Source organism: Xanthomonas euvesicatoria pv. euvesicatoria (assembly GCF_020880415.1).
In the GTDB taxonomy this organism is placed as follows: Bacteria; Pseudomonadota; Gammaproteobacteria; order Xanthomonadales; family Xanthomonadaceae; genus Xanthomonas; species Xanthomonas euvesicatoria.
The window spans coordinates 23,568-36,567 of record NZ_JAJIUJ010000068.1 but is presented as its reverse complement, the minus strand read 5'-3'; the positions used below and the strand labels follow the sequence as shown (position 1 = coordinate 36,567).

Annotated in this window: 12 protein-coding genes; 4 read left to right on the top strand and 8 right to left on the bottom strand. The window is 64.5% G+C overall.

Annotation, left to right across the window (positions count from 1 at the left end; genetic code table 11):
* The first annotated feature begins 91 nt into the window (after nucleotides 1-91).
* Nucleotides 92-706 carry a DUF4142 domain-containing protein gene (locus tag LN450_RS11110; protein WP_011348728.1) on the top strand — a complete coding sequence of 205 codons (615 nt, stop codon included), beginning with the start codon at nucleotides 92-94 and terminating at the stop codon, nucleotides 704-706.
* Nucleotides 707-808: 102 nt separating this feature from the next.
* Nucleotides 809-991, top strand: a complete 183-nt coding sequence (locus LN450_RS11105) for a DUF3606 domain-containing protein (RefSeq protein WP_011348727.1) — start codon at nucleotides 809-811, stop codon at nucleotides 989-991.
* A 192-nt stretch (nucleotides 992-1,183) separates the two neighbouring features.
* Here the strand turns inward: LN450_RS11105 and LN450_RS11100 are convergent, their stop codons facing one another.
* The 6 genes from LN450_RS11100 to LN450_RS11075 form a co-directional block, all read right to left on the bottom strand.
* A complete protein-coding gene (locus LN450_RS11100; protein ID WP_011348726.1) occupies nucleotides 1,184-2,959 on the bottom strand; it encodes an ABC transporter ATP-binding protein in 1,776 nt (591 codons plus the stop codon).
* Nucleotides 2,956-4,107, bottom strand: coding sequence for a glycoside hydrolase family 1 protein (locus LN450_RS11095; protein WP_011348725.1), 1,152 nt, complete (start codon nucleotides 4,105-4,107; stop codon nucleotides 2,956-2,958). Before LN450_RS11095 ends, LN450_RS11100 begins: the two co-directional genes overlap by 4 nt.
* A gap of 89 nt (nucleotides 4,108-4,196) precedes the next feature.
* Complete coding sequence (glf, locus tag LN450_RS11090) at nucleotides 4,197-5,381, bottom strand: UDP-galactopyranose mutase (protein WP_008577697.1); 1,185 nt, start codon at nucleotides 5,379-5,381, stop codon at nucleotides 4,197-4,199.
* A complete protein-coding gene (locus LN450_RS11085) occupies nucleotides 5,378-6,562 on the bottom strand; it encodes a glycosyltransferase family 1 protein (RefSeq protein WP_011348724.1) in 1,185 nt (394 codons plus the stop codon). Before LN450_RS11085 ends, glf begins: the two co-directional genes overlap by 4 nt.
* 37 nt (nucleotides 6,563-6,599) lie before the next feature.
* Nucleotides 6,600-7,769 carry a UDP-glucose 4-epimerase GalE gene (galE, locus tag LN450_RS11080; RefSeq protein WP_074038449.1) on the bottom strand — a complete coding sequence of 390 codons (1,170 nt, stop codon included), beginning with the start codon at nucleotides 7,767-7,769 and terminating at the stop codon, nucleotides 6,600-6,602.
* A 433-nt stretch (nucleotides 7,770-8,202) separates the two neighbouring features.
* A complete protein-coding gene (locus tag LN450_RS11075; RefSeq protein ID WP_011348722.1) occupies nucleotides 8,203-9,069 on the bottom strand; it encodes an SDR family oxidoreductase in 867 nt (288 codons plus the stop codon).
* A gap of 218 nt (nucleotides 9,070-9,287) precedes the next feature.
* Here LN450_RS11075 and LN450_RS11070 point away from each other — a divergent pair, with 218 nt between their 5' ends.
* Nucleotides 9,288-9,929: a DUF6766 family protein gene (locus LN450_RS11070; RefSeq protein WP_011348721.1), complete on the top strand. Its 642-nt coding sequence runs from the start codon at nucleotides 9,288-9,290 to the stop codon at nucleotides 9,927-9,929.
* Between the two features lie 147 nt (nucleotides 9,930-10,076).
* Nucleotides 10,077-10,286 carry a hypothetical protein gene (locus LN450_RS11065; protein WP_170808607.1) on the top strand — a complete coding sequence of 70 codons (210 nt, stop codon included), beginning with the start codon at nucleotides 10,077-10,079 and terminating at the stop codon, nucleotides 10,284-10,286.
* 112 nt (nucleotides 10,287-10,398) lie between these two features.
* Here the strand turns inward: LN450_RS11065 and cydB are convergent, their stop codons facing one another.
* A complete protein-coding gene (cydB, locus tag LN450_RS11060; protein ID WP_011348719.1) occupies nucleotides 10,399-11,421 on the bottom strand; it encodes a cytochrome d ubiquinol oxidase subunit II in 1,023 nt (340 codons plus the stop codon).
* Complete coding sequence (locus tag LN450_RS11055; protein WP_011348718.1) at nucleotides 11,412-12,821, bottom strand: cytochrome ubiquinol oxidase subunit I; 1,410 nt, start codon at nucleotides 12,819-12,821, stop codon at nucleotides 11,412-11,414. The genes cydB and LN450_RS11055 overlap by 10 nt, the downstream gene beginning before the upstream one ends.
* Between the last annotated feature and the right edge of the window lie 179 nt (nucleotides 12,822-13,000).

The window sequence follows — 13,000 nt, the reverse complement described above, 5'->3', positions numbered from 1 at the left end:
GACGCAGGCATGCCGCCTTCGCCGTCCCTGCGAACCCAACAATCAACGACCGCCAGACGCGATGAAAGATCGCGCTCAACAGGAGACAGCGATGGGACTTTTCAAGATGGTGACCGCCGGCGCGGTGGGCTATGTGGCGTACAAGGCCTGGCAGCGCCGGCAGGGGCACACGAGCGATCCGCAGGATCTACAGAGCAACGTAGCCACGGTGGTCGGTAGCACGCCGCCTCACGGCGACCCGTTGCGCGACAGCGTGGGCGATGCCCGCGACCGCAAGCAGGCGCTTGGCGCGCTGGCAGTGTTCAACGAGAACGAACGCACGCTTGCGCAACTGGCGGTGGTCAAGGGTGTGGAAGGAGAGGTGCTGGCATTTGCACGCAAGATGGACGAAGCCCACAGCGCTGCGTTGACGGACCTCAGCCGGTTTGCGCCGGATCGCAATGGCACGTTAGGCCAGGCCGCCACCGCGGGCGCCGAGGGCGTGCGCAAGCGCCTGCAGGACCTGCACGGGCAACAGTTCGAATCGCAGTATCTGCAAGCCAGTGTGGACAGCCACGAGCAGGCGCTGGCCCTGCTGGACACACAGCTCAGCAGCGAGCCGGGCTCCAGCGACCTGGGTAAAGAGTTGCAGCGCGCACGCGACACTATCGCCGAGCATCTGGAACACGCCAAGGCGCTGCGCGCCAAGCAGGGCCAGCCCCACTGACCACAGCTCGCCAGACAACGCGTCGATGCGGCAGCGCCGGCAAACCGTGCGAAGCGCCGGCGTCGCAGCCGGCTCACCAGCTGTCCTACATGGGAGATCGCCATGGGCGAACCACGGGATGCAAATCGTCAACCCACCGACATGCACAATGTAAGCATCAACGAGGAATGGGAGTTGCAGTACTGGGCGCGCGAACTGGGGATGTCCGAAGACGACCTCAAACGCGCAGTGCAGGAGGTCGGCAACGTGACGACCAGGCTGCGCGACTATCGGCCACCGCATTGAGGCGTTGTGCAGGAAGTGGAACAGGCAGCCAGACGCTGCCTGTTTTTTTGTGCGCCAGCGATTGCAAATGGGGTCTGCTGCCAGGGCGAAAAGTGCATCTCATGCCATGCTCGTCGCACTGGGCCAGCCGCAGGCTGCGTCTGCCTCGCCGCGCATGACGCAAAGCAAGCAGCGCTTCTGGGCGCAGCCGCCTCACGGTGCTTCCGGTGCCGTCTCGAATCCGGCTGCCTGGCGCTGCCACAAACTGTCGAACACGCCACCGCGGCCGCGCAGTTCCGCAGGGCTGCCATCTTCAACCACACGGCCGTCCTGCAGCACCACGATGCGATCGAAGCCAATCACCGTGGACAGGCGATGGGCGACCGCCAACACGGTGCGGTCGCGCATCAGGTGATCCAGCGCGGCCTGGATCTCCGCTTCCGACTCGGTGTCCAGTGCCGAGGTGGCCTCATCCAGAATCAGGATCGGCGCATCCTTGAGAAAGGCGCGGGCAATCCCCAGCCGTTGCCGCTGTCCGCCCGATAACATCACCCCGCGCTCGCCCACCTGGGTGTCGTAGCCTTCGGGCAATTGCCGGATGAAGCCATCGCAGAATGCATGCCGCGCCGCGTCGTGCACCTCGGCATCGCTGGCATCGGGACGTCCGTAGCGGATGTTGTCGCCGATGCTGCGATTGAACAACGCAGTTTCCTGCGGCACCACCGCAATCTTTTCGCGCAGGCTGTCCTGGCTGACCCCGCGGATGTCCTGCCCGTCGATCAGCACGCGTCCGGATTCCACATCGTCCAGGCGCTGGATCAGGGCAATCAAGGTGGATTTGCCGGCACCGGAGGGCCCCACGATGCCCACTTTCTGGCCGGCCGGAATATGCAGGTTCAATCCTTCCAGCACCGCGGCGCGCTCGGGATAGGCAAAACGCACCTGTTCGAAACGCACATCGCCTTCGGCCAAGGCCAGCGGCACGTCCGCATCGACGATGGCGTGCGGTTGCAGAATGATCTGCAAGGTGTCGGCAATGGCGCCCAGTTGCTGGGTGGTGTCCACCAGGGTCAGCGCCAGATCGCGCGAGCCATGCAGGATGCGGAAGGTCAGCGCACTGACCAACACCACATCGCCTGCACTCACCGCTCCGGAGCGCCACATGCCGATGGCCCAGATCAGCATGCCGCCGGCCATCAGCGACAGGCAGATGTCGTGAATCACCCGCGCCTTTTCCACGTACATCCAGCTGCGCCGATGCGCCACGGCCTCGTGACCGATCTGTTCGGCCAGCCGCGCGCTTTCGCGATCGCGCGCGGCAAACGCCTTGATCGTCCACACGTTGGAAACCGCATCCACCAGCTCGCCACCCACCCGGGCGGCCTGCGCGGCAAAGCGCTGATGCTTGGCGCGGCCGCGAATGCCGAAGCTGGTGATGATGGCCGCCACGATCGCAATGAAGCCGACCAGCGTGGCGGCCATGCGCCAATCCACCGTCAACAGCAGCACGATGGCGCCGACGAAATCCACGATGGGCGGCACGATCTTCCACGCCAGTCCACCGAAGATCTGCCCGGCGGCGCTGCCGAGCGCGGTGATGCGGTTGCCCAGCGCACCGGCAAAATGCTCGGTGAAGTAGCGCATCGGGTGGCCGGTGAGATGGCGGAACAAATCCACGCGGATGTCCACCACGCTGGCCACCACGGTGCGGCAGCCCAGCCAGCCGCCCAGGCGCCACAGCAGGTTTTCCACCGCGATCAGGCTGATGAACAGGCCCAGCGGCAGCCACACGTTTGCCTGGCTGCGTTGATCGGTGGCCATCGCGTCCACCAGCATTTTCATGCCGTATTGCACCGACACCGCGCAGCCGGCCGCGCCCACGATCAGGAGCAGCAAGCCACTGAAATGCCACGGCCGTCGGCCCACGTAGTGCCAGAGAAAACGCGCCGGCTTGTCCGGCAGCAAGGTGGAGTGGGCGGACGTACTCACGGGGCGATATCGGCCAGCGCGAACTGCGGTGCGCGCAGACCGAAACGCGCGTGCTCGCGGCGCAGTTGGTCGGCCAGGCCTTGGTGCAGCGGTCGTCCGCCGTGCTCGTCCGCATAGCCGAGCACGCCGGTGGGGCAATGCCGGTCGTTGTCCCAACCGGGGTAGTCCAGCACCGGATACAGACAGACACCTTCCATCGCCACGCCGTGCTGCAGGGCCAGCGCAACCTCGCTGCCGACATGATCGAGCCAGGGGGCGCGTTGATCGGCTTCGGCACCGGTTTCGGAGACGATCATTGGGCGGCGATAGCGCTGCCAGAACTCCAGCATGATGGTGGAGAACGGGCGGTGGTCGGGCGAGTCGCGCAGGATCGGCACGCCGCCCAGATACCATTGATTATCCGAGTAGTAGTTGAGGCCGATGATGTCCAGATACTCCGGCGCCCCGCCGAGTCCTGGCCACTGCTTGCCGCAGATCATGTCCCAGGCTTCGAACTGCGCCAGCCGCAGGCGTTCGGCTTCGCGGCGCGGGCCGGGCCGGTCGTTGGATGGCACCACATGGATCGCTGGGTCCACCTGCAGGAAGCGTGCGCGCGGATCCACCTGGCGTATCGCGTCGATGGCGGCGATGGTGGCGCGGACCAATTGATGCTTGAGCTCGAAACCACGCCCGCGCGCCATCGGATGCATGCGGGCGTGATCGCCGCCATTCCATGCCCAGAACGAGATCTCGTTAAGCGGCGCGTAGAACGGCACGGCGTCGGAGGCGTCCTTGATGCACTGTGCGGCGGCGGCAGCAAAGCGCGCGAAGCGGTCGACGAACTGCGGCGTCCAGATGTCCACATCGTCCGGCCAGCCGTAATGGCACACGTCCCAGATCACCTGCGTGCCCACGCTGTTGGCAGCGTGCAGCATCGGCAGGAAACTGGACCAGTCGTAATGCCCGGGGCGTGGTTCGATCAGATGCCAGCGCAGGCCATCGCGCGCGGTACGTAGGCCATGCGCCGCCAACGCCGCGTAGTCCTTGGCGGCCCAACGGTCATGCCGGGTGGCGGCAATCAGGTCGAGCCTGCGCCCGTCGCGGCGGCGGTGGGTCGAACACTCGAACCCCGCCATGAAAAAACTTTCGAACAGTGTGGGGGTATGCATCCAACATCCTGCTGCGCGCGCCGCTGGGTTGCAGCGATGCGTCGATAACTGCCCTGCAGCCACGGTGCCGCAGGGCGGGGCGTGCGTTGTCAGACCGCCAGCTCGGCGCGCCGCGGCTCGGCGTCTTCGATGCGCTTGTACAAGGCCAACGCCTGGCCGACCACCTGATCCATGTTGTAGTACTTGTAGGTGCCCAGACGGCCAAGGAAGGTCACCTTGGGCGTCTCGGCGGCCAGGCGTTCGTAACGCCGATATAGCTCTGCGTTCTCCGCGCGTGGAATCGGATAATACGGGTCGCCCTCGGCAGAAGGATACTCGCGGGTGATGCTGGTGTTGGGATGTTGCTGGCCGGTGAGGTGCTTGTATTCGGTGATGCGCGTGTAGGCCACCGCTTCGTCCGGATAATTGACCGTGGCCACCGCCTGGAAGTGCTCCTGATCGAGCGTGCTGTGCTCGAACCTGAGCGAGCGGTACGGCAGCTTGCCGTAGCAATAGTCGAAGTATTCGTCCACCGGCCCGCTGTACACCAGCTGGTCGTACTCCAGCTCGTCGCAGATCTCGCGGTAGTCGGTATTGAGCATCACCTTGATGTTGGGGTGATCGAGCATCCGCTCGAACATGCGCGTATAGCCATGCAGCGGCATCTGCTGGAAGGTGTCGGTGAAGTAGCGGTCGTCGTCGTTGGTACGGGTGGGCACGCGCGAGGTCACCGACTTGTCCAGCTGCGACGGATCCAGCCCCCACTGCTTGCGCGTATAGCCGCGGAAGAAGGTTTCATAGAGTTCGCGGCCCACCTGATTGACCACCACATCTTCGCTGGTCCGGATATCGGCCACCGGCTCGGCGCGGCTGGCCAGGAACGCTGCGGCCTGTTCTTCGCTGCTGAGTTGCAGGCCGTACAGACGGTTCAACGTGGTCATGTTGATGGGGATCGGCACCTGCTGGTCGCCCACCTGCGCAAGCACGCGGTGCGCATACGGACGCCATTGGGTGAAATTGGACAGGTAATCCACGATGCGCTGCGCGTTGGTGTGGAAGATGTGCGGACCATAACGATGGATCAGCACGCCGGCATCGTCATGGAAATCGTAGGCGTTGCCGCCGATATGCGGGCGACGGTCGACCACCAGCACACGCTTGCCGAGGCCGGCGGCCAGCCGTTCGGCCAACACGCTGCCGGCAAATCCTGCGCCGACGATGAGGTAATCGAAACCACGCCGTGCGTTGCCACGCGTGCGACGGGCGGCGAGCGGCGCGGCGGCCGGCGGGGTCATTGCGTCCAAGAAAGCGTCTCCTTCATCAGGTCGTAGGTGTGGTCCCAGGACATATCGCCCAGCACGGCATCGGCGCGGTCGAGCAACTGCGCGCGATCGGCACTGTCCTGCAGTGCGGCTTCGCACGCGGCGACGAACGCGTCGGCGGTCGCGGCAATGCGCACCACGCCGGTGTCGCCATAGGTGCGCACCACATCGTGGATTGGCGTGGACACCACCGGGCAGCCGCCAGCGAGGTATTCGGGTGTCTTGGTCGGGCTGATGAAGCGCGTGGAGGCATTCATCGCAAACGGCATCAACGCCACCTCCCAGCCGGAGAGATAACCAGGCAGTTCGTCGTAGGTCTTGCCGCCCAGATAGTGGATGTTGGTGGCCTGCGGCAGCTCGGAGGGGTCGATCTTGACCACCGGGCCAATCATCACCAATTGCCAGTGCGGCCGCTGCGTCGCGATCGCGCGTAGCAGCTCGACGTCGAACCGCTCGTCGATGACACCGTAGAAACCCAGCCGCGGGTGCGCGATGCCGGCCTGGTCGTCAGGCTCCTGCTGCGGCGTGCGCGCGGCGGCGAAGTGCGCCACGTCCACGCTACTGGGGAACGCGTGCGCATTGGCGTGCAACGCGCGCTTGGCCTCCCAAATGCTGTAGCCGCCGGTGAAGACCACATCGGCGCGCTGCAGCAGTGCGCGCTCGCGTTGCACCAGCTCCGGGGGCGCGCCACGAAAGGCCGACAACTCGTCCATGCAGTCGTAGATGACCATGCGCGCACGCAGATGCGCACTGAAGCTCTGGCTCATTGGCGTGTAGTACCACAGCAGCAGGTCGCGTACGCCAAGCTCGGCCAGGTAGCCGTCCAGCAGGCGACGTTGCACCTGCACGGCCTCCTCGCCCCCGCACCCGACGGGCAGGCGCGGCACCAAGACGTGCACGCCGTGCTCTTGGCCACGCACCTCCAGCCAGGGTTCGGCTGCATCGCAGGCGATGGGCTCCTCCCAGAACAGCACATTGGCATCGCGTGCAAAGCGCGACATCAGGTGCTGCGGGCGCTGATAGACAAAACTCCAGCGCAGATGCGACAGACACAACAGTGTGGGCCGCGCCGGATCGAACTGTGGCGTGCTGTCGGATGGAACCGCGCGGCGGGTCTTGCCGATCGCGTATTGGAACTGGCCAGCCCAACTCATGGAATACCCTCGTAGGAAAGAAACGGGTCGTTGCGCATTACGCGCCGGAGAAACCATCGGCGACCGCCAGCGTGCGTACCGGCTCGCTGCGACGGCGCGTGTCCGGACCGGGCGGTCGCCGGCGCGGTGATGTCGGCAGCTCGCGCGCACTGTCGCGTTCGGGCACGGCCGCCGCGGAGCGCGGGCGCGGCAGACGCGAACCGGCGTAGCCATCCGGGTGCATCGATTGCCAGCGCCAGGTATCGCGGCACATGCGGTCCAGGTCGTATTCCGCGGTCCAGCCCAGCAGCCGGTTGGCCAGCGCAGTGCTGGCGAAGTACACCGCCACGTCGCCACCGCGACGTGGCCCGATGCTCAGCGGAATGCGCCTGCCACTGGCGCGCGCGAACGCGGCCGCCACCTCGCGCACGCTGTAGCCGCGCCCGGTGCCCAGATTGACCACCAGGCCCTTGCGCTCGCGCTGCAGGTAATCGATGGCATCCACATGCGCGCGCGCCAGATCCATCACATGCAGATAGTCGCGCACGCCGGTGCCGTCGTCGGTGGGATAGTCGTCGCCGAAGACCTGCAATGCCGCGCGACGCCCCACTGCCACCTGTGCGATGTAGGGCATCAGGTTGTTCGGTACGCCTCGCGGATCTTCGCCCAGATACCCGCTGGGGTGCGCACCCACCGGGTTGAAGTAGCGCAGCAACGCCGCGTTGAAATCCGGCCACGCGGCGCTGAGGTCGCCGATCATTTCTTCCATCATCAGCTTGGTGCGCCCGTAGGGGTTGATCGCCTTCAGCGGCGCGCTTTCGTCGATCGGGCTGCGGTTGGCGTCGCCATACACGGTGGCCGACGAGCTGAACACCAGGTTGCACACCTTGGCAGTCCGCATCGCGCGTAGCAGCGCCAGCGTGCCGGTGACGTTGTTGTTGAAGTACAGCAGCGGCTCGCGCACCGATTCGCCAACGGCCTTGAGTGCGGCAAAATGCAGGACGGCGTCGATGCGCTCGCTGATCAACAAGTCGGCAAGCTCGGGCGCACGCACATCCATGCGATGAAACTCCGGGCGGAACCCCATCAGATGCTGCAGATGGTCGAGCACGCGCTCGGAGGAGTTGCTCAAATTATCGACAATGCACACGTCATGACCGCGCCGCGCCAGTTCCACGCAGGTGTGTGAGCCGATATAGCCGGTGCCGCCGGTGACCAGAATTCGCATTGTTGTCTGCCTTATGGGGGCGCTACTGCGCTGGCCTGCCAATGGCGCGGATGCATCACGCCGCATGCGTCGATGCATGGGGGCGATGTCGTTGCGCCAGCAGTGGGTTCGCGCCTGCGCCACGCAGGCGTGGCGGGCAGCACTGTTTGGAGAGGTGTGGTGCATCACGTTCCAACGCCACCTACGGTAGGAGGCCGACCGTGAGAGCAATCGCAGGAACGGGTGCGTGCCACGCGAGCGCAACGTTGACCGGAAACTCACCTTGGCTGTGCGTTTTTTGCGCGCTGTCGCAATGCGCCCGAACGACTGCACGGGCAAGCAGACGCGACGTGGCATGCGCTGGTGAGCGCTGAGCGTTCACCTAAAAGATTGAGCCAATAAAAAGCCCGCGTCGCTCGATCAGCGACGCGGGCGTGGCAACAATGCGACAGCGTTACAGCGTGACTGCGCCGCCAGAAATGGTCAGCAAGGTGCCCGATGTGTAACTGGCCGTGTCGGCCGCCAGCATCACGTAAGCCGATGCCAGCTCGACCGGCTGACCTGGACGCCCCATGGGCGTCTGCCCGCCGAAGTTTTCCACCGACTCTTCATCCATGCCGGAGGGAATGAAGGGTGTCCAGATCGGGCCCGGCAGCACCGCATTGACGCGGATTTTCTTCTCCGCCAGCACGCCGGCCAGGCCGATGGTGAGGTTGGCCAGCGCACCCTTGGTCGCGGCGTAGGGCAGGATGTTGGGCGTGGGTTTCTTCGATTGCACCGAGGCGGTATTGATGATGGAGCCGCCATCGGTCATCAACGGTACCGACAGGCGTACCAGATTGAAGGCCGCATGCACGTTGGTGTCGAAGGTCTTGCGCCATTCGTCCAGCGTGATGTCTTCGAAGGTCTCGAAGTACTTCTGGTAACCGGCGTTGTTGACCAGGATATCCAGGCCGCCCAGCGTGCTGTTGACCTTGTCGATCAGGGCCGCTGCCTGGCCGGGGTCGCTGATGTCGCATCCCACCAGCAGCGCCTTGACGCCGGCCTTTTCGATCAGCGCGCCAATGCGCGCTGCATCTTCCTGCTCGTCGGGAAGGAAGGCGATGGCCACGTCTGCGCCTTCGCGTGCATAGGCGATGGCAACCGCAGCACCGATGCCGCTGTCGCCACCGGTAATCAATGCGCGCTTGCCCTTCAACTGGCCGTGGCCCACGTAGCTGTCTTCGCCATGGTCCGGGCGCGGGTCCATCTTCTCGGTGCGTCCGGGAAAGCTCTGCTGCTGTGGCTTGAAGGGTGGGCGTGGATAGTTGGGTACGGGCATCGTGGTCTCCTGGCAGTGGAAGTCGTTGGTTGCACGTCAGTGTGGTCGCGCAAACGTAAACGTCCGGGCCAAACGATGTGCGCGTGGTGTGTTGCGGGTTGCGCCCTGTGCGTGGCAGTCAGCCATCGCGCGGCATGCGGAACAGCGCGGTTGCACGCAAACTTCATGCGGTTTTGCCCAGGACGCTCGATACTGCGCGCATCGTCAGGAGGTCATCCATGTTCTTGCGTCGTAACGGGCTGTCGTTGTGTCTGCTTGGGTTGACCATGTTCTTCATCGGTTGCCAGATCTATGCCGGATTGCATGCATACAACGACGAATTGCGCGAGCAGGGGCAGCCGACGCTGCTGCTGTCTGCGTATCTGCACAGCCCGCATTTCATGTCGGCACTGTTCGAAAACTGGGAGAGCGAGTTCCTGCAGATGGGCATGTACGTGTTGCTCACCGTGAAGTTGCGGCAGGTGGGCTCTGCCGAATCGCGCCCGCTCGATCCGGCTGAAGAAAGCGTTGAGATCAAGCCTGGCACCACGCCCTGGCCGGTGCGTGCCGGCGGGATATGGCGACGGCTATACGACCATTCGCTGGCCATCGCGTTCGGAGCGCTGTTCCTGATGAGCTTTGCGCTGCATCTGGTCGGCAGTTGGCGACTGGAGGTGGTGGAACGTGCGCAGAAGGGCTTGCCGCCCATCACGGTCTTGGAGCATTTCACCAGCGCAGCGTTCTGGTTCGAATCGATGCAGAACTGGCAGAGCGAGTTCCTGGCGGTGTTCTCGCTGGTGGTGTTGACCATCTGGTTGCGGCAGAAGGATTCGCCGCAGTCCAAGCCGGTCGAGGCGCCGCATTCGCAGACCGGCGGGTAACGCGGCTTGAGCCCTTTGCGAGGCGGCGAAGGGTACGCAGCCGGAGCCTGTGCTCTCCGGTGCGGGGAGTGCATTGCCACACGCACTTCACGCCACCACCGGGCTTCGTTCACCACCTCGCAATGCCTGCGCGCCTAGCGTTGGGTCATGACGACCACGCAGGAGATGAGCATGGGCAGCGAATCGAAAAAGCCATGGGGCCCAGAAGACGATCAGAAAAAGCCGTTTACGCCACAGGAGCGTCGCAACGAGGATGTCGAATGGAAGGTGCACGACATGCCCGACGAAGATCCCGAGGTCAACAAGGCCGACCCCGAACACGACTACGAACGGCCGGACGGATCGGAAAAACGCTGAAGCACACCGCCCTTATCGCCAAAGTGCCCGCAACGCGGGCGCTGTTGGTTTGTCTGAAGACATCTGCTGCAACGCCTCGCATGGTGCATACGCCTGCGTGCCGCACTCTCGCTCAGTGATGATGGTGATAGCCCACATCGGCGGTGATCTTGCCGCGGAACACGCGGTACGACCACACCGTATAGCCGAGCACCAGTGGCAGCAGTACCACCAGGCCCACCATCGGAAAGATTTGCGAAGAGGATGGCGAAGCCGCCTGCCAGATGGTGTAGCTCGGTGGCACCAGATACGGCCACATGCCCAACACCAGGCCGATGAAGCCCAACACGAAGATCGCCAGCGTCAGCAGGAAGGGCCACGCGTCGCTGCGCGAGCTGTCGCTGCCGCGCCAGAGCGCAAGCGCTACGGCTGCGGTCATCAGCGGAATCGGCGACAGCCACCAGAAATTGCCATGTTCGAACCAGCGCGCCATCACATGCGAGCTCAGGAACGGCAGCCACGCGCTGACCAGCACGACGAAGGTCACCACCACGCCCACCAGCGGCTTGGTCAGCTGTCGCGCCAAGGTGTGGGTGCGCCCATCGGTCTTGAGGATCAGCCAGGTGCTGCCGAGCAGCGCATAGCCGAACACCAGCGCAGCACCGGTGAGGATGGTGAACGGGCTGAACCAGCCGAACACGCCGCCGGTGTAGCGCCCGTTGTCCAATGGCATGCCTTCCACCAGCGCGCCGAGGATGATGCCTTGCGCGAAGGCGGTCAGGATCGAGCCGGCGATGAACGATAACGTCCACAATCGACGCGAGCGCTGCGCCTTGAAACGGAATTCGAACGCCACCCCACGAAATACCAGCGCCATCACCATCAACAGCACCGGCAGATACAGGCCGGACAGGATCACCGCATACGCCGTGGGAAATGCAGCGAACAGGCCGGCGCCGCCAAGCACCAGCCAGGTTTCGTTGCCGTCCCAGATGGGCGCGGCGGTGTTCATCATCAGGTCCACTTCCTGCTCGTCGCGCGCGAACGACGCCAGCATGCCCAGCCCGAGCACGAAGCCGTCCAGCACCACGTACATCAGCACGCCGAAACCGATCACGCCAAACCACACCACCGGCAACCAGTAGTTCAGTTCCATGGCGTGTTCTCCTGTTCCAGTGATGTATCTGCCGCGGACAGCGGGCGTGCCGGCGTGTGTTCGCCGCCGGCCACATCCGGCCCGTCGCGGCTGGGTTGCGGCCCGGCACGGACCAGCTTGGTCAGATAAAAGATGCCGAAGCCGAATACGAACGCATAGCCCAGCAGATACACCAGCAGCGATACCGCCACTGTCGCAGTCGATTGCGGGCCCACCGCATCGGCAGTACGCAACAACCCGTACACCACCCACGGCTGGCGCCCGATCTCGGTGACGAACCAGCCGGCCACCAGCGCCATGAATCCAGCCGGCAGCATGAGGTTCCAGGCCAGGATCAGCGGCCTGGCATGCAGGCGTCCACGCCACCAGGCAATGGCCGAGATCCACGCCAGCAACAGCATCGCCATCCCCAGGCCCACCATGATGCGGAAGGCAAAGAACACCGGAGCCACCGGCGGCCGTTGATCGCGCGGCACCGACGTCAGCGACGTAATGTCGCCGTCTGCACTGTGGGTCAGGATCAGGCTGCCCAGGCGTGGGATGGCCACCTCATAGTCGTTACGCTCGGCCTGTGCGTTGGGCAGCGCAAACACCACCAACGGCACGCCGGCGCCATCGCCTTCACTGCGCCAGTGCGCCTCCATCGCGGCGACCTTGAGCGGTTGATGCTCCAGTGTGTTGAGCCCATGCTGGTCGCCCACCAGGACCTGCATGGGCAGCACGATGGCGGCAAATGCCACCGACAGGCGCAACATGCGGGCGCCGGCATCCACATGCAGCCCTTTGCGCAGGTAGTAAGCGCCGACGCCGCCAACCACAAAGCAGGTGGTGATGAACGAACCCAGCGCCATATGGACCAGGCGATACGGAAACGACGGGTTGAAGATGATCTGCAGCCAGCTGACCGGCTGCACGATGCCGTTGACCATCGCGTAGCCACGCGGGGTGTGCAGCCAGCTGTTGGACGACAAGATCCAGAACGTGGACACCAGCGTGCCGATCGCCACCATGCAGGTGGCGAAAAAGTGCAGGCGCTCGGAGACCCGGCCCCAGCCGAACAGCATCACCCCCAGGAAGCTGGCTTCCAGGAAGAACGCAGTGAGCACTTCATAGCTCAGCAGCGGGCCGATCACACTGCCGGCGATGCGGCTCAGCTCGGGCCAGTTGGCGCCGAACTGGAAGGCCATGACGATGCCGCTGACCACGCCCATGCCGAAGGACACCGCAAAGATCCGCAACCAGAAGAAGTACAGCCGCTTCCAGGCCTCGTCGTGCGTGCGTAGCCAACGCCATTCCAGAAACCCGAGCAGGTTCGCCAGGCCGATGGTGAAGGCCGGAAACAGCACATGGAACGAAATGACGAAGGCGAACTGGATACGGGACAGCAGCAGCGCTTCCACAGGTTTCTCCTAATGCCTGGCGGTATGCGGCAGCGCCGACACCACGGCCGCGGCATGCGGCGCAGGCTGGGCAAGCGCAGCTGGCACCTGCAGCGTGCGCGAACAACGGGCACCTGGGCATGCATGCCGCCACCGCGTGCAGACGCGTGGTGCCAATGACAAGCCTGCGCCCATCACGC